Source organism: Tenacibaculum skagerrakense, from assembly GCF_004345825.1.
Taxonomy (GTDB): Bacteria; Bacteroidota; Bacteroidia; order Flavobacteriales; family Flavobacteriaceae; genus Polaribacter; species Polaribacter skagerrakensis.
This window is the reverse complement of record NZ_SLXM01000005.1, coordinates 147,996-167,833: the sequence shown is the minus strand read 5'-3', so window position 1 is coordinate 167,833 and position 19,838 is coordinate 147,996. Positions and strand designations below refer to the sequence as shown.

Genomic DNA, 19,838 nt, shown 5'->3' with positions numbered 1-19,838 from the left:
GGGGAATGAATTTATATATTTCAAAATTAAGTGAATTCTCCTTGTAATAAAACAGGAAAAACCCCTTTTAACTCCTTGAAAACAAAGGGTTTGTTTAACTTTTTACTATACCTTAAAAAATAAGAAAATTTTAAATAAATCTGAATTTCAACAGCTTAGATTTTCATTATTCTTATTTTTTTTAGAAAACGGGTTAAACAATTTTAACATTCTTTATAAATTCAATATTGAATTCACCCTAAATAACTCACTTTTAAACAATTGCTCGTTAACTTTTTCCTTGTAAAACGGAATCATTTTTTTTAGTAATTGTTGAGTATTGGAATTTCTCAATAATTCAGGAAAGGCTTTTTCTAAAACTTCTAACATTATTGCAGTTGCAGTTGATGCTCCAGGAGAAGCACCTAATAAACAGGTAATACTTCCATCTTTATTACTAATAACTTCAGTACCGAATTGAAGTTTACCTTTTTCAAACTCGTCTTTTTTTATGATTTGCACTCTTTGGCCAGCTTTTACAACCTCCCAATCTTCACTTTTCGCATTTTTAATAAACTTCCTCAATGTTTCCATACGATCTTCTTTATCCATCATAACCTGATGAATTAAGTAATTGGTAAGCGGTAAATTATGCCAAAATGCGCCCAACATAGGAGAAATATTATCTAACTTGATAGATTTAAACAAATCTAAGTTCGAACCTTCTTTTAAAAATTTAGGACTGAATCCAGCAAAAGGCCCGAATAATAAAGATTTTTCACCATCAATATATCGAGTATCTAAATGAGGGGTTGACATTGGTGGATCACCTACACCTGCTTTACTATATACTTTAGCGTTATGTTGATTAATTATTTCTTTATTGTTACAAACTAACCATTCTCCACTAACAGGAAAACCGCCATACCCTTCTTTTTCTTCAATTTCTACTTTTTGTAGTAACAATAAACTTCCTCCTCCAGCTCCGATAAAAACAAGCTCTGCATCTATATGTTTAATCTCTTTAGTCTTAGTATTCTTAACCTTAACTGTCCAATCAATATCTGAATCTGGATCAAGATCTAAAACTTCTTGATTACAATAAACTACTGTATCAAATTCCTCTTCTAAAATTCTATATAGTTCTTTTGTGAGTTCACCATAATTTAACTCAGTACCTCTATCCATTCTTGAAGCAGCCATAATTTCCCCTTCTTCTCTATTTTGCATTATCAAAGGAAACCATTCACGCATTTTATCAAAATCTCTAGTAAATTCAATACTATTAAACATAAAATGCTCTTTAAAAGCCTTGAATCGTTTTTCTAAATAATCACTATTTTCTTTACCTGTTACCCAACTATGATGTTTTACAGGCATCACAAAACTATTCGGATTCTCAATTAAACCCACCTCAGTTAAATACGCCCACAATTGTTTTGAAATTTCAAATTGTGTACAAATTTTAATCGCTTTGTCAATAGCAATAGAACCATCTTCTTGTTCGGGACAATAATTTAATTCACATAAAGCTGAGTGACCTGTTCCTGCATTATTCCAAGCAGCAGAACTTTCGAGCGCTACAGCATCTAAACGTTCTAGAATCAGTATTCTAATTGAAGGATTTAAAAGTTTAGCCAATAATGCTAAGTTGGCACTCATGATACCGCCTCCAACACAGATTAAATCGTATTCTTTCTCGAAGTTCATAATCTTAAATCTTTATATTTTCTTATTGAAAAAATCAATAATTTCATCTTCTGTATCACCTATTTTTTCACTTGTATCTATATCAATTGTAGAACCTAAACCTGTCCCTTCAAATAAAGTTCCGACTATTTTAGAATTTGTTTCTTTTTTTATTTTAGCCCAGGATTTTCTCAATAAATTCTCTACTAATTCATCTACCATTAACTCATGAGTCTCTATACTTTCATCCTCAATAAACTCTTTATAATCTACATTAAAAACAATTAACAACTCAATTAACAAATGTCTTAATTCCTTTAAATCAAATTCTAGGATTAACTCTAATCTATCCTCAACCATTTCATTTTTGTGGAATGAGTTTTCTGGTTCTGATGCTATGAAAATTTCACTCCAATAATACACATGATAATATATTTGAACAACCTTAAGAGATTCAGAATCAACATTAGTTAAAAAATCAAATTTTGATTCCTGAATTTTTCTACAAAAAGACTCTACCTTTGTTTGAAAAGAATCAATAATTATCTTCTCAAATAGATAATCTCTTAAATCCCAAAACAACCAGTTATAGTTCATATTTATCAAATCTAAACCCTTTACTTCTTGAATAGTTTTATTAAATAACTCTTTACTTACTGGTAACTCAATAGATGTTTTTTCTTTTTTTAAGTTAAAATATTCGAATATCATAAAGCAATTTTGTTATGTCTTAAATTTTAAATGATCAATTCTAATAAGCATCCACATCTAGGATAAAACGTATTGGACGGAATTCTTTAACCGACTCAAACGTAATTTTTATTTTTTGTAGCTGTTCTTTAGTTTTCACCAATGATTGTCTCGGTGGAATTTTAATCATTAGGTTTTTAATATATTGATTTCTTACTCTAGAAACTGCAGGCGCTGTAGGACCTAAAACATGTTCTCCAAAAACATTTTGCAATGCTTTTGCCAGCCAATTAATCCCATCATTTACCTTGTTGTAATCTCTATGCTTTAAGGTAATTTTAATCAATCTATAATATGGAGGATAATGATACTGCCAACGATCTTGCAATTGTTCAGCATACATTTCTTCATAACTATTAGTTGAAACTTGCTGTAATATTTGATGGTAAGGATTGTAGGTTTGAATTGCCACCATTCCTTGCTTTTCAGAACGTCCTGCCCTACCCGATACTTGAACCATTAATTGAAAAGCTCTCTCGTGTGCTCTAAAATCTGGGTAATTTAACATCGTATCTGCACTCAAAATTCCCACTAACAAAACATTGTCAAAGTCCAACCCTTTAGAAAGCATCTGTGTACCAACTAAAATATCAATTTCTTGAGCTTCAAAAGCTTCAATTATTTTCTGGTAACCAAACTTTCCGCGAGTGGTATCAGAATCCATTCTTCCAATTGAATGATTTGGGAATAACTCTTTTAATTCCAACTCTATTTGCTCAGTACCAAAACCTTTGGTGTCTAAAGAAGCATTTCCACAAGCGCCACAAAAATTAGGCATTGCCCGATGATAGTGACAATAATGACACTTTAATTGGTTATTATATTTATGATAGGTTAAACTAACATCACAATTTGGACATTGAGGCGAATTTCCACAAGTTGTGCACTCAACAATTGGAGAGAAACCTCTTCGATTTTGGAATAAAATAATCTGTTTCTTTTCTTCCAAAACATCGTTCATTAACTGAATTAATCTATCAGAAAAATGACCAATCATTTCTTTCTTTCTACGTTTTTCTTTGATGTCGATCAATTCTATCTTTGGCATTTGAACGTTTCCGTGGCGTCTGTTCAAATTCACCAATCCGTATTTATTTTGAGTAGCGTTAAACTTAGTTTCAATTGAAGGAGTTGCAGAACCTAATAATACTTTTGCTTTATGCAATTTTCCTAAAACTATTGCCGCATCTCTAGCATTGTATCTAGGCGAAGGTTCAAATTGTTTATAAGAAACTTCATGTTCTTCATCAACCACAATTAAACCTAAATTCGAAAATGGCAGGAATATCGTTGATCTAGCTCCTAAAATAATTTGTGCTTTTACTTTAGTATTCAACACATTATTCCAAACTTCTACTCTTTCATTTACAGAATATTTTGAATGAAATACTGATATTTGATTTCCAAAATAATTTTGTAATCGTTTTATAATTTGAGTAGTTAAAGCTATTTCTGGCAATAAAAACAACACTTGTTTTCCTTGTGCTAAAACCTTTTCAATCAACTTTGTGTATACTTCAGTTTTACCTGAACTGGTTACACCATGAAGTAATGCAATATCCTTATCTTGAAAACTCGTTTCAATTTCTTCTAAGGCTTTAACTTGATACTGGTTTAAATTTTTAAGTGGATTTTCTTCTCCTTTAAACTGAACTCTATCAGTTTGAATGTGGTAAAACTCAAATATTTCCTTATCTACTAAAGCTTTTATTATTTGAGGAGAAATACCTGACTTTTCGGATAAGACTTTAGCTTTAATTGGTTTTTTTTCTGTTTTAAGCTGAAAAAAAGTTAACACAACATCTCGTTGTTTTTTTGCTCTAGCTAACTTTGACAATAACTCCTGCAAACTTGCGTCTGATTGGTAGTTTTTATGCAACCTAATATACTTAACCAATTTAGGTTTATATGTCTCATATATCTCTTCTTTAATATATAAAACCGATTTATCTATTAGCTGATTGATTACTGGAAAAACTTTTTTCTTATCTAAAACCTCCGAAATTTCGTGAAGCGTTAATTGAGGCTGACGCTGTAATGCTTCGTAAATTAAATACTCTTGATCTGATAATAATTCGGTATTGCTGAACGATTCATTCTTATGAATTATCGTTTCACTTTCTAATAAAAATGCAGAAGGTACAGCAGCTCTATATACATCACCTAAAGAGCACATGTAATATGAGGCTATCCATTCCCAATGCTTTAATTGTGTTGGATTTACAATTGGCTTTTCATCTAAGATTTGATGAATTTCTTTTGCCTCATATAACGTTGGTGCAGTCTGATGAATGTTAAAAACAAGTGCTGAATACATTTTAGATTGACCAAAAGACACTGCAACTCTCATTCCTTTTTGAAGGAAGTCTGCTTCTTCTTTAGTTACCGAATACGTAAACGTTTTTTGTATCGGAATAGGTAATATTACATCAATAAAATAAATGGTAAACGTATTTAAATCGATATCAAATCTAAGCAAATTTCACTACATTGTTAGTATAAACAACTAAGATTATGACGGCCAATCAATGGAAACAAAAGGGAAATTTTATCAAGCTATTTAATAATGAGGTTTTTGTGATTGATGAAGGAAAACAAAACCTAAAAACTATGGTTATTCTTCACGGTTACCCTACGTCTTCATATGATTACTATAAAGTTTTAGATCGACTTACTAGTGAATATCGTATTATTATTCATGATCATTTAGGTTTTGGTTTTTCTGATAAACCTAAAAATTATTCGTATTCACTTGTAGAACAAGCTGATATTGCTCTTGAATTATGGAAACAACTTGGATTGACAAATTTTACACTATTAGCCCACGACTATGGAACAAGTGTGGCTACTGAAATAATTGCACGACATAACAAAAAGCAACTGAATGTAAATATTGAAAAACTAATTCTTTGTAATGGAAGTATGCATATTGAACTTTCACAATTAAGGCTGATTCAAAAGCTTTTAAAAAATAAGATTACCGGAAAGTATGTTGCCAAATTATCGAACGAATTTATCTTTTCTAAAAACATTCGAAATGTATATTTCAACAAACAAAAAGTATCAAATGAAGAACTAAAAGAAATGTGGCAACAATTAATTCACAACGATGGAAAAAAAGTAATTCATCGACTTTCAAACTACATAAACGAACGTTACTTTTTTTGGTATCGATGGATTGGTGCATTAAAAGAAACTGAAGTACCAACTAAAATAGTTTGGGCTAAAAATGACCCAGTTGCGGTTTTTAAGATTGCGGAACTACTTACAACGGAAATTAAAAACAATCAGCTTTTGCCTTTAGAAAATTCTGGACACTTTCCAATGTTAGAGTCACCAGATGAATGGGTGGAATTAGTATTATCTAACTAATATTACTCCAAATACCACTGGTACGTTGTAACTGTGTTAATCTTTTTAAAACTAAGCTATTTTCATCTGAAGATAAACTAGGATCATCATTTAACAATTTAATAGCTGCTTGTCTGGCTTGAAATAAAATAGGACTATCTTTTACAATGTCTGCTATTTTTAAATTCAGTACTCCACTTTGTTGTGTTCCCATTATATTTCCTGGACCTCTTAATTTTAAATCAACTTCAGCAATTTTAAAACCATCCGAAGTTTCTACCATTGTTTTGAGTCTGGTTTTTGCATCACTTGATAATTCAAAACTCGTTAACAGAATACAATAACTCTGGTCTGCTCCACGTCCTACTCTACCTCTTAATTGATGTAACTGACTTAGTCCAAATCGCTCTGAGCTTTCTATAACCATTACAGAAGCATTTGGTACATTTACACCAACTTCTATAACTGTAGTTGCTACCATTATTTGTGTTTCTCCACGAACAAATCGTTCCATTTCATACTCTTTATCCGCAGCTTTCATTTTACCATGAACAATACTAATTTGATACTTTGGCAAAGGAAATTCTCTGGAAATACTCTCATAACCATCCATTAAATCTTTGTAATCCATAGCCTCAGATTCTTGAATTAATGGATACACTACATAAACCTGTCTTCCTTTTTCTATTTCATCTTTTAGAAATTTAAACACGCCTAACCTATGACTATCATATCGATGGACTGTTTTTACTTCTTTTCTCCCTGGCGGCAATTCATCAATAACCGAAATATCTAAATCGCCATAAACAGACATCGCTAACGTTCTAGGTATAGGCGTAGCTGTCATTACCAGTACGTGCGGAGGAACACCTTCTTCTGAACTCTTATTCCATAATTTACTTCGCTGTGCTACACCAAAACGATGTTGCTCATCAATAATAGCCAATCCTAATCGTTTAAATTGAACTTTATCTTCTATAATAGCATGAGTTCCTATAAGAATATGTAAGGTTCCTGCTTCTAAACCTTCGTGAATTTCTCTTCTTTTTTTAGTTTTTGTTGAACCCGTTAACAACTCAACATTAATAGCTGTATCTTTTAATAATTCTTGAATACCGTTATAATGTTGCGTTGCAAGAATTTCTGTTGGAGCCATTAAGGTAGCTTGAAAACCGTTGTCTATAGCCAACAACATTACTAAAAGTCCAACAATAGTTTTTCCTGAACCTACATCACCTTGTAGTAATCTATTCATTTGAGCTCCATTACCTAAATCTTTTCGAATTTCTTTAAGCACTCGTTTTTGAGCATTCGTTAAATCGAAAGGCAAATGATTTTGGTAAAAATCGTTGAAATACTCCCCAACATTCTCGAAGACAAATCCTTTAATTTTAGATTTATTAATTAGTTTTTTTACTAATAATTGCAATTGAATAAAGAACAATTCTTCAAACTTTAATCGGTATTGTGCTTTCGCCAATATTTCCTGATTTTTTGGAAAGTGAATATTTAATAAAGATTCTCTTTTATCTAGTAGTTGATAGTCTTTTTTAAACAATGGAGAAAAACTTTCTTGAATCCCTTCAAATGTTTGCTGTAATAAATTCTGCATCATTGAGCGCATTACTTTATTACTTATTCCTTTGTTAGATAATTTTTCTGTAGATGGATATACAGGCTGCATTGCAGATTGCAGCTTCTTTTTGTATTCTGACACCAATTCCATTTCTGGATGCGCCATATTAGCAACATTATTAAACCAATTTAATTTTCCGTAAACTACATAAGGAACGTTAATTTTTAAGCTGTCTTTAATCCATTTTACTCCTTTAAACCAAACCAACTCCATTTGACCAGTTGCATCAGCAAATGTTGCTACTAATCTGCTTCCTCTTTTTTGTTTTACAGTTTTAATTGCTATAATTTTTCCCACCACTTGTACTTCTGCACTATTCTGGTGTAATTGATTAATGGTATAAAACTGAGTTTTATCAATGTAACGATACGGAAATAAGTGAAGTAAGTCATTACATGTACGAACGCCTAGTTCAGAATATAACAATTCTGCCCTCGCAACACTTACTCCTTTGATATATGTAATTGGTTGATTTAAATTCATTAATCCGTACTACTTTTTTTTATCTTTTCAATATCAAGAAACTTTCCTTCCCATACACATTCAATAGACTCGGTAGTTATTTTCTGATAATTTTTCTCTTCATTAATGGTCTCTCCATGCTCACTTATAAAAAGAATCTTATTTTTAACTCCTTTATAGTTATTAGGAAACACTACTTTCTCGTTCAACCAATATAAATCTCCATCAGCTATTTGGGAATATTGTATTGCTTTAGTTAACGATTTTCCATCATTGAAAAAATAGCATCCACCTCCATCAATTCCGCATGCTTCAGCCATAAAATTTACTAAAAGCATATCTTTCACAGATTCAAGTCCCTTATTACCATATACCTCTACTGAAAACGTATCTGTATTGTTTAAATCGTAAGCTAACTCAATATATTCTAAAGTGTTTTTATTTACTAAACGAATCAATAATTGAAAATTTTCATCTATTTTTTTAAGGTTAATCAAATAAACTGAATCACCAATTACTTTATTATCTAATGATAACAAACCTCCTATTATATAACCTACTTTATTGTTACTACTAACTTTAATCCAATTCCAATTAATACCATTATAGTTAAAAACTATATCCTCCTCTGCAATAACATCAACAACTGAATTAATTCTTAAAACATCTAAAACCTTCGAAGATGTAGATGGTTTTGCTCTCAATTTAACATCATTTCCAAATAAGTATACTTTTTCATTTGACTGAAAATGAACATTTTCAACTTCAATATATTTAACTTCTTGGGAAAGAGTATAGTTAAAAATGGAGCAAAAGAAAGTTACCAAAACATAATTTCTCATAGACTTTGATTTATGTTGCAAACGAAAATACAAAAACCCAATAAATCGTAGTATCTTTGCCGTCCTAAATATTACTAATGAGATTACATAGAAATTTAGTTTTTGCCGTAATTGATAGTCTTAGAGACATATTCAATGAAGGAGTTTACGCCGATAAAGCTGTAGAAACCGCCTTACGTAGAGATAAAAGATGGGGAGCAAGAGATAGAAAGTTTGTTGCAGAAACTATCTATGAAATTGTTCGTTGGAAACGTTTGTATGCTGAAATTGCTAACGTAAAAGAACCTTTTTCTAGACAAGATTTATGGCGTTTATTTTCGGTTTGGTGTGTTTTAAGAGGAATTCAATTACCAGACTGGAACCAAATAGAACCAACACCTACAAGAAGAATTAAAGGAAAGTTTGATGAATTATCTAAAATTAGAAAATTCAGAGAATCTATTCCAGATTGGATTGATGCAGTAGGTGCAGAAGAATTAGGTGAAAAAGTATGGACAAAAGAAATTGCTTCTCTTAACAAACAAGCAGAAGTGATACTAAGAACAAACACCTTAAATACTACTAAAGAACTTTTACAAAAACAATTAAGAGAAGAAGGCATAGATACTGAATTTATTAAAGGATATGATGATGCCTTAAAATTGGTTGAACGTGCCAATGTATTTAAAACTGAAAGCTTTAAAAAAGGGCTGTTTGAAGTTCAAGATGCATCTTCTCAATTAGTAGCTACTTATCTTGATGTTGAACCAGGAATGAAAGTGATTGACACTTGTGCTGGAGCTGGTGGTAAAACATTGCATTTAGCCTCTTTAATGAAAAATAAAGGTCAGATTATAGCAATGGATATTTACGAGAGTAAGCTTAAAAAGTTAAAAGTAAGAGCTCGTAGAAATGGTGTTCATAATATGGATACGAAAGTTATCGACTCAACAAAACCTATAAAGAAGCTATACAATAAAGCCGATAGAGTTTTAATTGATGCTCCATGTTCCGGATTAGGAGTTATTAGAAGAAATCCTGATAGTAAATGGAAGTTGCAACCAGAATTCCTAGATAACATTAAAAAAGTACAACAAGACGTACTACAAAGTTATTCTAAAATGGTAAAAAGCGGTGGTAAATTAGTCTACGCTACTTGCTCTGTATTACCATCAGAAAATCAAAAACAAGTTGTACAATTTCTAGCATCTGAATCAGGTAAAGATTTCACCTTTATATCTGATAAAAAGGTTTTATCACACGAATCTGGTTTTGATGGATTTTATATGGCCCTTTTACAAAAAAAATAGTGATATGAATATGGTAAAAAAATTACTCATTCTATTTGTTGGTTTATTTGCATTATCAATTTATGCACAACAGAGTTATTATAATGATGTAGATTTAACTAAATCTGGTTTAGCATTAAAACAAGAATTAGCTACAAAAATCATCAATACACACAGTAACTTTTTAAGTTATACTCCAGGTGTTTGGGAAGCTTCTAAAGCTACTGATGTTAATCCTGATAATGGTAGTGAAGTACTCTTAATTTATGGATATTCTAGTTCAGGAACTACAGCTAGAACCAGAGGTATTAATGATAATGGTGGAAACACTGGAGATTGGAACAGAGAACATGTATACCCAAGAAGTTTAGGAAATCCAAATTTAGGTTCTTCTGGTCCAGGAGCTGACGCGCATCATTTACGTCCTTCAGACGTACAATATAACGGTTCAAGAGGAAATAAAGCTTTTGCTGATGGTACTGGTAACTCAGGTGATGTAACTGGTGGATGGTATCCTGGAGATGAATGGAAAGGAGATGTAGCTCGTATGATGATGTACATGTATTTACGTTATGGAGATCAATGCTTACCTTCTGTTGTTGGTGTTGGAAGTTCTGCTACTACACCTGATGAAATGATTGATCTATTTTTAGAATGGAATGCTGAAGATCCTGTTTCTACTATAGAAGATAATAGAAATAACTATCATGGAAATGTGGCTAATACATATGCACAAGGAAATAGAAATCCTTTTATTGATAATCCTAATTTGGCAACTCAAATCTGGGGTGGTCCTGTGGCAGAAAACAGATGGGCTACAGCAAGTGTAAATGACTTTACTAAATTAACAGATGTAAGTGCCTATCCTAATCCATCTGTTAATGGAAACATTACAATTGTTTCTCCAAGAAGTACCATTTCTGGAATAAAAATTTATTCTGTTTTAGGAAAAGAAGTTTATTCAGTAAAAAATCCTTCGTTTATTAATAACAAATACACTATTAATAATCTAAAATCAGGAATTTATTTACTTAAAATTATAAGCGAAACCAATTTTACTACCAAAAAGATGGTTATCCATTAAAATAAAAAAAAGCGCTCTTAAAGAGCGCTTTTTTGTTACTCAACAACTATTTTCTTAGTAATAGTTTTTCCTTTTGAGTAAACTTTTATCAAATAAATACCTCGTTGTAAACTAGATAAATCTACCTGCTTACTTTTTGAGTCTAAGAAAAGCTTTCCATATTGGTTATACACTTCCACTTTTTCCACCTCATACTCATCTGATGTATTAATGTTGACAAAAGATTTGGTTGGGTTAGGGCCTACCTGAACACTAAAGCTAGATTCTGGTAATTTTTCAGTTGATAAATTGAATTCGTTATTACAACCATTCTCATACGTAACATTCGAATCGTTGTTTAACGTATCTTTAAATAATTGATAAGATGCTCCATTATTTTTTAGTTTGTAATCTAACCAAGGAATTACATAAGTGAACATAATTTCCTGTTGTTCGCTTCTGGTTACAGAAACATCTCTTGATGAAAAACGCTCTCCAAAATCACAATACCCATTAGGCATTGCATAATAACAATGAGCTCCTCCTGTAATACTAATAAAATATTTACAATTAGAACCTAAGCTATTATACAAAGGAATGTGATTTTCGTTAGGCTTAGTAACACCGTCTGCACTACCCGAAAAAACCAACGCTTCTTCTGTAACTTGCGTAGCAGGTGTTATAGTGTTAAAACGCAATTTAGCAGGAGCGAATGTTACTAAGGTATTAACATCTACCATAGAAGCTGCTACAATTGCGGCTCCTCCACCCATGGAATGTCCTAATAAAGCATTGGTGTTTCCTACTAAATTAAAAATAGGAGAGCTACTATTATTTGCTTCATTTCTAACTTCGTTAATCATAAAAGCTAAGTCCTCCGAATATGCCTTATGATTAGCAAAAACTGATCCTTCTGTAGTAACAAAAGCTACAATATATCCTTTAGACACTAAAGTGTCGAAAAAGTTTTCGTAAGCATCATAATTCATTACAAAACCATGACCGAAAACAATTACTGGATAATTTTCAGTAGTAGTTGATAGTTGCTTAGGATAGTAGATTTTAGCCGTAACTCTCCTATTACGTCGATTAGAATCTGTAAATGTTTTTGTAAAGCTTTCTATTTCATACTCCTGAGCAAAAAATGAAAGCACAAAAAACATAGAAAAAATAAATGAAAGGGTAATTTTTTTCATGATCTTTTGATTAAAGATTTAGGGTTTAAAAAGTTGATTTAGTTGAATTGATTTTTTCAATTCGCTAAAACAAAAGAATCACTTTAATTAAAATAAAAAAAGTAAAAACCAAAAAGAGGACAAATTGGTTTAAAAATAGCACAATTTTATAAACACCTAAAAAACAGGTTTTTAAAAATTAATTTGACATATAAAAAAAGCTCGAGACTATAAAATCTCGAGCTCTTTCAATCAACTATCAAAAACTAACTAATCACTAACTTTTAAGGAAGTAATTTATATAATTGACGAGTTAATTTTAAACTTGTTACATCTTTAAAATGCTATTAACTTTTTTTTAAGACAATTATCGTCTAAATCAATCTATTTAAACACTTTTTAACTTTTTACTGGTTACCTAAAATGATTGGCATCCCGTTTTTTCCTGAACCTATTAGTACTACTTTACTATTTGGTGACTCTGCTAGTTTCAACGTTGCTTCAATTCCTTTTTCCTGTAAAATTTTGTCAGTAAGTGAAGCACTTAAAATACGATTTGCAGTTGCCTTACCTTCTGCATCAATTTTTTGACGTTCTGCTTCTTTCTGTGCTTTAGCTAATCTAAATTCATACTCTAAAGCTTCTTGTTCTTGCTTCAACTTTCTTTCGATTGCGTCTTTAATTGTTTTTGGTAATTGAACATCTTCTACCAAAACCTTATTCACTTTTATAAACTGATCTTCTAGCTCTTTACTTACTTCCTCTAAAATTTCCTTTTCAATTACATCTCGTTTACTAGAATATAGTTGCTCTGGTGTATAACGTCCAACAACACTTCTTGCTGCCGCATTAATAGCAGGATCCAAAATATCTTTCACATAATTCTTTCCTCTCGTTTTATGAAGTATCGCTAACCTTTCTAAATCTGGCTTAAACCATACTGTACCATTTACCGTAACTTCTAATCCATTAACAGAAAGTACTTTCATTACATCAGAAATAGATTGTTGCTTTACGTTATAGACAAATACATTATTCCATGGAGCTATAATATGAAATCCTTCGCCTAGTGGCTTTTGATCAGGATCTACTCCTCCAAAAAAACGCCAAACGACTCCTGCTTCTCCTGAATTAATCGTTTCTGTTGATTTTATTAAAAAAATAAAAAAGAAGACAATTATTGGTATTATAAAAACTCCCTTTTTTGGGAAATCAAAATTTGCTTGTTTACTCATAATTTAAAATTTATTGATTATCTAGTCGATCTTTTACGTATTCAATCCTAGTTTTTCCATGCGGTACAGTTTCACCATTTTCTCCTAAACTCACCATTACAATTTTATCAATTGTAATAATCTCTTTTCGGGTAAGCTTGTTTCTTACTTTACAGTTTAATGTTATAGACGTTCTTCCAAACTTTACAACATCAATTCCTATTTCAATGATGTCTCCTTGCCTTGCAGAACTTACAAAGTCTATTTCAGACATAAACTTTGTTACCGTTTTAGGTATTTCTAGTTGAATGATAGCATACAAAGCTACTTCTTCATCTATCCACTGAAGTAATCTTCCGCCAAATAACGTTCCGTTTGGATTTAAATCTTCTGGTTTTACCCATTTTCTAGTATGAAATCTCATTATTGTTCTATATTATTTACTTCAAAATTAACCAATTCATTCTGTTCAAAAACTGTTGTAATTTGCATAGGATTACAACAAATTTCGCAATCTTCAATGTATGTTTCAGAAACACTTCGATCTAACAACATTGAAATTTGTTCCCAACAATAAGGGCATTGAAAAAAATGTTCTAACATTATAATTTACCGTAATATTTTCTTAAAAACCATTCTAAGGTTAATAAACCTATTATTAAAAAAAGTAACCATTGCCACTGAATAATTCCTTGCTTTTTTTCTATAGATTTTTGCAAGGTGTAGTAATTTTTATTCTGAACTAAATTATCAATTAAGTCATCCTGTTCTTGGCTATTAAATAACTTTCCGTTTGTAGCATTAGCAAGTGCGGTTAGCTTTTCTTTGTTAGCATTTGTAAACTGTTCTTCGATTTGAAAATCAGCTACTTTAAATTTCCCTGACTTTTTTACCGATTCTCCTTCAACTGAAACAACATAAGAATAATCACCTGGTACTAAGCCTTCTATTTGAACTTTATATGAAGTAGTAACTAAGGAAAAAGGATACACTTTTTGCTCTTTGGTTGTCTCGTTAGAAATTCCTATTTGAATCGATGCTCTTGGATCAAACTTGTAGTTGCTATCTAAATACAATGCAGAAATATCAATAGTTTGATTTGCCAAATACAAATTATCTACTTTAACCTCTAATCGATTTCTTTTCTTAGTTGAAGATAAAAACTGAACTAAATTATTAACAAATGCATCAAACTCGTGAAAACTAGTTTCATTTAAATAACTTGCTGCTCTCCATTTCCAAATTCCTTCTCCTAATAAAAAACCAAACTTCTCTTCTCCTTTTTCAAACGTAGCTAAAAGTGGTTCTTCGGTCGTAATTCCTTGTAGCTTTTGAAATAATAAACTTTGATGATTTTTTGCGTTTATAGCTCCAAACTTATCTCTTAAAGGTGGAAAATTAGTAAACCCAATATCTTTTTGAATAAACGTTAAATAATTAGTATTGTAAGAAATACTATAATCTTCCGATTGATTTATATACGATTTTTCAATTCCTAAGTCTAAAGAATTTATAAAACTCCAATCGGTTTTAGAGCCAGTAACAACTAAGAAATTAGATTTTCGTTTATTAAAAAATGGCTTGAAATAAATAGTTGGCTGATACGCTATAACAAGTTGATAATCGTCTAAATTTCCTTTAAACTCATTAATATCTGTAATGGTAATACTTCTTTGCTGGTTGCTTTCAATAGCCTTTTTAAAAGCACCTAAATCGGGATGAAGCAACGAAGTTAATAGTAATATTTTTGCCTGTTCGTCTATTACTTCTACCGAAAAGCTTTTCGAGTTATTTTTTATATTCTTCTCATTTTCTAGTTTACCAATAGTTGTTGAGTAATAATGAATACCTTCTTTATCTGAAACTAAATTTGTAGAAACTGTTACCGATTTGTTGTCTTTTGAAAAACTAATAGGTCTCGAAAAAACCTTTTTCCCTGCTTTAAAAATAGCAAACTCTGTATTTATAGCTTTCTCTCCATCATAATATAGAATAGCTTCTACAGGAAATTTATTATTGATGTAACTGTATTTATTTACATTAAGTTGAGCTATTTTTACATCTTGATATTTTACGGTATCTCCAATTAAAACAGGATACACTGCTTGTTTAGAATTTACAAATTCATAATCCTCTCCTATTGTTTGATTACCATCAGAGATTACAATCATTGCACCAATTTCATCCTTAGTAAGATTATTAATCGATTTTACTGCATTGTAAATATTGGTATGAGCATCATTAAAAGTTAGGCTGTCTGTTGCTTGAATATCTTTTCCAAAAGAGAAGTAATCAATATCAAACTTGTTATTTAATTTGTTAGAACTTTTAAAGCCATTAATTAATTCAACAACTTTTTTTTCCTCTTTAAAAAAAGAAGTAGATAACGAATTGTCTACAAGAATAGACAGTTTAGGTTTGCTATTCTTAGTTTTTTGAATTTTAATTTGCGGATTGATTAACAATAGTAGTAAAAAGAACACACTCGACGCCCTTAATGTAAATAATACAATAGTGTGTTTTGCGGTTTTTTTAACCTTAAAAAAGTATTGAAAGTAAGCTACAACAACTCCTACTAATAAAGCTAAAATTATATATAAAACTATTTGTGTTGACACATTTTTTGATTTGAAATGTGAAGATATAAATAACCTTTAACAAATAGAACTTTTTTAACCAATATGACCAAAATCATATTTTAAGAAGTAGTACCAATCTAACTTTGTAATAAAATTAATAATTATGATTACCGCTAAAAATATTACAGTTACAACTACTACAGAAAGAAAAAACATTTCACTAATTGAAATGATTAATGATAAAATTAAAAAAGAGCAAGAAAACAGTTTTGGAATTTCAATGCTATTTGTAATGATTAGCACCATGATTTCTTCTATTTCTATTGGCTTAGCATTACACGGTGGATTTTCCTATCCTATTGTAGCGCTATCATCAATGACAGCTATGGCAACAAATGCCGCAGCATTCAGTCAAAGTCCATTTAAGTATGTAGTTTGGTTGGGAATGATTAGCATTATTACTAACACATTACTAGTAATCATACAATTACCAAAATTATTTTAGTTTATTCTCATATATTTTAAAAAAGAGCATGGAAGCAATGTTTCGTGCTCTTTCTTTTGCTTGAGTGGCTTTTTCTCCAGTAAAGTATGCATCAACAGTTGTAAACCAGAGTTGCAACCATCTTCCAAAATGTTCTTGTTGAATTGAATGGTTAAAATTGGCATCAACATCTTTATGAGCTTTAACTGGATTTCCTTTAAACTTTCGAACGAAGAACAAATTTGTTTCCCAAAAATCAGTTAGCTTTTCTATGTGATCATCCCATTCATTTTCAGGAATTGTTTTTGTAAAAAAATCGCCAATGACTTCATCTCTTTTAATCTTCTGGTAAAAAGAACTCACTAATAAAAAAACATCTTCTCTATTTTCTATTTGTTTCTTAATCATTCAGTATAAATTAACAGTTACAAAAGTATACTTTTACAATAAGCTTTATTTATGACTATAATCACAATATGATACCTACAGAACTTCTAATTGATTTTAATGCTGAATTAAAAGAATTTCAAAAAGAGGACATCATCTTTTCTGAAAATAATAGTGCTCGTAACTATTATCAAATCAAAAGTGGTATTGTAAAGATGAATAATTATAACGATGATGGAAAAGAATTTATTCAAGGTATATTTTACAAAGAACAAAGTTTTGGAGAGCCTCCATTGTTTATAGATATTAATTATCCTGCCAATGCCGTAGCTATTGAAAATTCTGTTCTTTATATTTTACCAAAAGAAAAATTCTTTCAGCTTTTAAAAACACATTCTGATATTCATTTCAACATTACTAAGAGTCTAGCAAAACGATTATACTACAAAGCTATTATAGCATCAGAAATCTCTAGTCAAGAACCAAGTCATAGAATTTTACGTTTTTTTGATTATTTAAAACACGATGTACACCAATCTCCTGAGAAGTTTTCTTTAAAAATTGACTATACTCGACAACAAATCTCAGATTTATTAGGTCTTCGCGTTGAAACCGTAATTAGAGCTATTAAACAACTTGAAAAGCAAGGAGAAGTAAAAATCGTAAAACGAAAAGTGTATCGATAAATTCATTTAAAATAAGTAAGATAAACTCTAAGTATTTCCTATTTTTGCGCTTTCAACACAACAACAAAAAATGAATTTAACAACATTAAATGCCATCTCTCCAATTGATGGTAGGTATAGAAATAAAGTAGATCAATTAACAAACTATTTTTCTGAAGAAGCTCTAATTAGATACAGAGTTAAAGTTGAAATCGAATACTTTATTGCTTTATGCGAAATTCCTTTACCACAACTTAAAAATGTTAATTCAGAAATTTTTCCTGAATTACAAAAAATATACACCGAGTTTACTACCGAAGATGCTTTAAAGATTAAAGAGATTGAGAGTGTAACAAATCATGATGTAAAAGCCGTTGAGTACTTTATCAAAGAAAAATTTGATGCACTGAATTTGTCTGAATATAAAGAGTTTATTCACTTCGGATTAACTTCTCAAGACATAAATAATACTGCAATTCCGTTATCTATTAAAGAAGCGGTTGAAGAAGTATATTATCCAACATTAGATAGCTTAACGTCTAAATTAGCGGAACTTTGTGAAGAATGGGAAAACGTTCCTATGTTAGCTCGTACACACGGTCAGCCTGCCTCTCCTACTCGTTTAGGAAAAGAATTGTTTGTATTTGTAGAACGTATTAATCAACAAGTATTATTCTTACAACACATTCCGAATGCGGCTAAATTTGGTGGAGCTACAGGTAATTACAACGCACATAAAGTTGCCTATCCAGAAATCGATTGGAAATCGTTCGGAACTTCTTTTGTTGAAGAGCGTTTAGATTTACACCACTCGTTCCCTACAACTCAAATTGAGCACTACGACCATATGGCTAGTTTGTTTGATGCCATGAAACGTATAAACAATATTTTAATTGATTTAGATAGAGATGTATGGACGTATGTTTCTATGGATTATTTCAAACAGAAAATAAAAAAAGGTGAAGTTGGATCTTCTGCGATGCCTCATAAAGTAAATCCTATTGATTTTGAAAACTCTGAAGGAAATTTAGGTATTGCAAATGCTATTTTAGAACATTTAGCGGCTAAACTTCCTATTTCTAGATTGCAACGAGATTTAACTGATAGTACCGTTTTAAGAAATGTAGGTATTCCTTTCGGGCATACCATCATAGCTTTCAAAGCAACTTTAAAAGGATTGAATAAATTACTGCTTAATGCTGAAAAATTTGAAGAAGATTTAGAAAATAACTGGGCTGTTGCTGCTGAAGCTATTCAAACAATATTAAGACGTGAAGGATATCCGAATCCTTATGAAGCTTTAAAAGGATTAACACGTACTAATGAAAAAATAACACAAAAATCAATTGCTAATTTTATTGATACTTTAGAAGTTTCTGATGCTATCAAAAATGAGCTAAAACAAATAACACCTTCTAATTATACAGGTATTTAATAATGAGATTACGTTTCCTTTTTTGTATTCTATTCATATCATTGATATCATGTAACATTGAAACTTCAGGAAATCCTGAACGTTTTAGATATGGAACATTTGAGATTCCTGCTGGAGATAACTATAGCAAAACAACTATTGTAAGAAAAGATAGTTTACAAATTGAATATTATACAAAAAAGGTTACTGTATCAACAGATACTACAGTTACTGAGAAAGAAATTAAAAGAATAGATACTCTTTTTATTACTTGGAAGAATAACTTCGCTTACCAACTAAAAATGAAAAGTCCGAAGACAGACTTGGATAAAGAAATTATTTTTGTACAAATTACAAAAGTAAAAGATTCTTCTTATGAGTTTACCTCTAGAATTGGATACTCAAAGTTTAAACCCAAAGGAAAGGTTTACATTAGTAAGTCTAATTGATAAATTATCAATAAAAACCTCAAAGCGTTAAAAATTCAATAGTAAAAATTGGATTTATAAAATAAATGCTGTTATTTTGTTGGTTAGATGAAATTAGTTCGCAAGCTCATATCATTATTTATGCTAGTATTAGTGCTAGCTCCTACTCTAGTTCAATTATCTCATATTGTTCTAGAGGAACATCATGAAACTGAAGTTTGTCTTTCTAAAGACGAACAACATTATCATGATCATGAAATTGATTGTGAGTTATGTGATTTTCATTTAAATAATTTTTCGGTGACTTCGATTACTCAATTACCTTCAATTGAGCTTACTGAAATCAATTCACCTCATATTTTTTTCTACTCATTTAAAAGTAAAAGTGTAAATCCTTTTCACTTACGTGGTCCTCCTAGTTTAGCTTAGTTATTTAAAACAAAATACTTTAG

General features: G+C 30.6%; 19 protein-coding genes. 8 read left to right on the top strand and 11 right to left on the bottom strand.

What is annotated here, in order from left to right:
- Positions 1 to 213: 213 nt before the first annotated feature.
- Genes mqo through priA form a run of 3 tightly spaced genes read right to left on the bottom strand, consistent with a single transcriptional unit; the run spans position 214 to position 4,897 of the window.
- The gene (mqo, locus tag EV195_RS09815; RefSeq protein ID WP_132794775.1) at positions 214 to 1,689 is read right to left on the bottom strand and encodes a malate dehydrogenase (quinone); all 1,476 of its coding nucleotides are present in this window, start codon (positions 1,687 to 1,689) and stop codon (positions 214 to 216) included.
- A gap of 12 nt (positions 1,690 to 1,701) precedes the next feature.
- Positions 1,702 to 2,379 carry a hypothetical protein gene (locus EV195_RS09810; RefSeq protein WP_132794774.1) on the bottom strand — a complete coding sequence of 226 codons (678 nt, stop codon included), beginning with the start codon at positions 2,377 to 2,379 and terminating at the stop codon, positions 1,702 to 1,704.
- A gap of 40 nt (positions 2,380 to 2,419) precedes the next feature.
- A complete protein-coding gene (gene priA, locus EV195_RS09805) occupies positions 2,420 to 4,897 on the bottom strand; it encodes a replication restart helicase PriA (RefSeq protein WP_243693098.1) in 2,478 nt (825 codons plus the stop codon).
- A gap of 35 nt (positions 4,898 to 4,932) precedes the next feature.
- Between priA and EV195_RS09800 the strand changes: the two genes are divergently transcribed.
- Positions 4,933 to 5,790: an alpha/beta fold hydrolase gene (locus EV195_RS09800; RefSeq protein ID WP_132794773.1), complete on the top strand. Its 858-nt coding sequence runs from the start codon at positions 4,933 to 4,935 to the stop codon at positions 5,788 to 5,790.
- Here EV195_RS09800 and recG read toward each other — a convergent pair.
- Positions 5,783 to 7,888, bottom strand: a complete 2,106-nt coding sequence (recG, locus tag EV195_RS09795) for an ATP-dependent DNA helicase RecG (protein ID WP_132794772.1) — start codon at positions 7,886 to 7,888, stop codon at positions 5,783 to 5,785. The two genes, EV195_RS09800 and recG, sit on opposite strands and share 8 nt — an antisense overlap.
- The gene (locus tag EV195_RS09790) at positions 7,888 to 8,709 is read right to left on the bottom strand and encodes an SH3 domain-containing protein (protein ID WP_132794771.1); all 822 of its coding nucleotides are present in this window, start codon (positions 8,707 to 8,709) and stop codon (positions 7,888 to 7,890) included. Before EV195_RS09790 ends, recG begins: the two co-directional genes overlap by 1 nt.
- A 77-nt stretch (positions 8,710 to 8,786) precedes the next feature.
- On the opposite strand from EV195_RS09790, the gene EV195_RS09785 reads away from it, so the two are divergent.
- Entirely contained in the window at positions 8,787 to 9,998 is a 1,212-nt protein-coding gene (locus EV195_RS09785) for an RsmB/NOP family class I SAM-dependent RNA methyltransferase (protein ID WP_132794770.1), read from the top strand.
- 4 nt (positions 9,999 to 10,002) lie between these two features.
- The gene (locus EV195_RS09780) at positions 10,003 to 11,061 is read left to right on the top strand and encodes an endonuclease (RefSeq protein ID WP_132794769.1); all 1,059 of its coding nucleotides are present in this window, start codon (positions 10,003 to 10,005) and stop codon (positions 11,059 to 11,061) included.
- 35 nt (positions 11,062 to 11,096) lie between these two features.
- On the opposite strand, the gene EV195_RS09775 is transcribed toward EV195_RS09780, so the two are convergent.
- From EV195_RS09775 to EV195_RS09755, 5 genes are all read right to left on the bottom strand, one after another.
- On the bottom strand, positions 11,097 to 12,236 hold the full coding sequence (locus EV195_RS09775; RefSeq protein WP_132794768.1) for a poly(ethylene terephthalate) hydrolase family protein: 1,140 nt from the start codon (positions 12,234 to 12,236) through the stop codon (positions 11,097 to 11,099).
- A gap of 386 nt (positions 12,237 to 12,622) precedes the next feature.
- Positions 12,623 to 13,450, bottom strand: coding sequence for a prohibitin family protein (locus EV195_RS09770; RefSeq protein ID WP_132794767.1), 828 nt, complete (start codon positions 13,448 to 13,450; stop codon positions 12,623 to 12,625).
- Between the two features lie 10 nt (positions 13,451 to 13,460).
- Entirely contained in the window at positions 13,461 to 13,853 is a 393-nt protein-coding gene (locus tag EV195_RS09765) for an acyl-CoA thioesterase (protein WP_132794766.1), read from the bottom strand.
- Positions 13,853 to 14,032: a CPXCG motif-containing cysteine-rich protein gene (locus tag EV195_RS09760; RefSeq protein WP_132794765.1), complete on the bottom strand. Its 180-nt coding sequence runs from the start codon at positions 14,030 to 14,032 to the stop codon at positions 13,853 to 13,855. Before EV195_RS09760 ends, EV195_RS09765 begins: the two co-directional genes overlap by 1 nt.
- Positions 14,032 to 16,047 carry a VWA domain-containing protein gene (locus tag EV195_RS09755; protein ID WP_243693097.1) on the bottom strand — a complete coding sequence of 672 codons (2,016 nt, stop codon included), beginning with the start codon at positions 16,045 to 16,047 and terminating at the stop codon, positions 14,032 to 14,034. Before EV195_RS09755 ends, EV195_RS09760 begins: the two co-directional genes overlap by 1 nt.
- Before the next feature lie 124 nt (positions 16,048 to 16,171).
- Between EV195_RS09755 and EV195_RS09750 the strand changes: the two genes are divergently transcribed.
- A complete protein-coding gene (locus tag EV195_RS09750) occupies positions 16,172 to 16,513 on the top strand; it encodes a hypothetical protein (protein ID WP_132794764.1) in 342 nt (113 codons plus the stop codon).
- On the opposite strand, the gene EV195_RS09745 is transcribed toward EV195_RS09750, so the two are convergent.
- Positions 16,505 to 16,900 carry a group III truncated hemoglobin gene (locus tag EV195_RS09745; RefSeq protein WP_317128221.1) on the bottom strand — a complete coding sequence of 132 codons (396 nt, stop codon included), beginning with the start codon at positions 16,898 to 16,900 and terminating at the stop codon, positions 16,505 to 16,507. The genes EV195_RS09750 and EV195_RS09745 overlap by 9 nt on opposite strands.
- A gap of 68 nt (positions 16,901 to 16,968) precedes the next feature.
- Between EV195_RS09745 and EV195_RS09740 the strand changes: the two genes are divergently transcribed.
- From EV195_RS09740 to EV195_RS09725, 4 genes are all read left to right on the top strand, one after another.
- Positions 16,969 to 17,565 (top strand): Crp/Fnr family transcriptional regulator, encoded by a 597-nt coding sequence (locus tag EV195_RS09740; RefSeq protein ID WP_132794763.1) that lies wholly within the window; start codon positions 16,969 to 16,971, stop codon positions 17,563 to 17,565.
- A 70-nt stretch (positions 17,566 to 17,635) separates the two neighbouring features.
- The gene (gene purB / locus EV195_RS09735; RefSeq protein ID WP_132794762.1) at positions 17,636 to 18,979 is read left to right on the top strand and encodes an adenylosuccinate lyase; all 1,344 of its coding nucleotides are present in this window, start codon (positions 17,636 to 17,638) and stop codon (positions 18,977 to 18,979) included.
- Between the two features lie 2 nt (positions 18,980 to 18,981).
- Positions 18,982 to 19,407 (top strand): hypothetical protein, encoded by a 426-nt coding sequence (locus EV195_RS09730; RefSeq protein WP_132794761.1) that lies wholly within the window; start codon positions 18,982 to 18,984, stop codon positions 19,405 to 19,407.
- An 87-nt stretch (positions 19,408 to 19,494) separates the two neighbouring features.
- Entirely contained in the window at positions 19,495 to 19,815 is a 321-nt protein-coding gene (locus EV195_RS09725; RefSeq protein ID WP_132794760.1) for a hypothetical protein, read from the top strand.
- Positions 19,816 to 19,838: the final 23 nt, after the last annotated feature.

Coding starts and splice junctions, on each gene's coding strand:
- mqo (WP_132794775.1), bottom strand. CDS start 1,689: ATGAACTTCGAGAAAGAATACGATTTAATCTGTGTTGGAGGCGGTATC.
- EV195_RS09810 (WP_132794774.1), bottom strand. CDS start 2,379: ATGATATTCGAATATTTTAACTTAAAAAAAGAAAAAACATCTATTGAG.
- EV195_RS09800 (WP_132794773.1), top strand. CDS start 4,933: ATGACGGCCAATCAATGGAAACAAAAGGGAAATTTTATCAAGCTATTT.
- recG (WP_132794772.1), bottom strand. CDS start 7,888: ATGAATTTAAATCAACCAATTACATATATCAAAGGAGTAAGTGTTGCG.
- EV195_RS09790 (WP_132794771.1), bottom strand. CDS start 8,709: ATGAGAAATTATGTTTTGGTAACTTTCTTTTGCTCCATTTTTAACTAT.
- EV195_RS09785 (WP_132794770.1), top strand. CDS start 8,787: ATGAGATTACATAGAAATTTAGTTTTTGCCGTAATTGATAGTCTTAGA.
- EV195_RS09780 (WP_132794769.1), top strand. CDS start 10,003: ATGAATATGGTAAAAAAATTACTCATTCTATTTGTTGGTTTATTTGCA.
- EV195_RS09775 (WP_132794768.1), bottom strand. CDS start 12,236: ATGAAAAAAATTACCCTTTCATTTATTTTTTCTATGTTTTTTGTGCTT.
- EV195_RS09770 (WP_132794767.1), bottom strand. CDS start 13,450: ATGAGTAAACAAGCAAATTTTGATTTCCCAAAAAAGGGAGTTTTTATA.
- EV195_RS09765 (WP_132794766.1), bottom strand. CDS start 13,853: ATGAGATTTCATACTAGAAAATGGGTAAAACCAGAAGATTTAAATCCA.
- EV195_RS09760 (WP_132794765.1), bottom strand. CDS start 14,032: ATGTTAGAACATTTTTTTCAATGCCCTTATTGTTGGGAACAAATTTCA.
- EV195_RS09750 (WP_132794764.1), top strand. CDS start 16,172: ATGATTACCGCTAAAAATATTACAGTTACAACTACTACAGAAAGAAAA.
- EV195_RS09745 (WP_317128221.1), bottom strand. CDS start 16,900: ATGATTAAGAAACAAATAGAAAATAGAGAAGATGTTTTTTTATTAGTG.
- EV195_RS09740 (WP_132794763.1), top strand. CDS start 16,969: ATGATACCTACAGAACTTCTAATTGATTTTAATGCTGAATTAAAAGAA.
- purB (WP_132794762.1), top strand. CDS start 17,636: ATGAATTTAACAACATTAAATGCCATCTCTCCAATTGATGGTAGGTAT.
- EV195_RS09730 (WP_132794761.1), top strand. CDS start 18,982: ATGAGATTACGTTTCCTTTTTTGTATTCTATTCATATCATTGATATCA.
- EV195_RS09725 (WP_132794760.1), top strand. CDS start 19,495: ATGAAATTAGTTCGCAAGCTCATATCATTATTTATGCTAGTATTAGTG.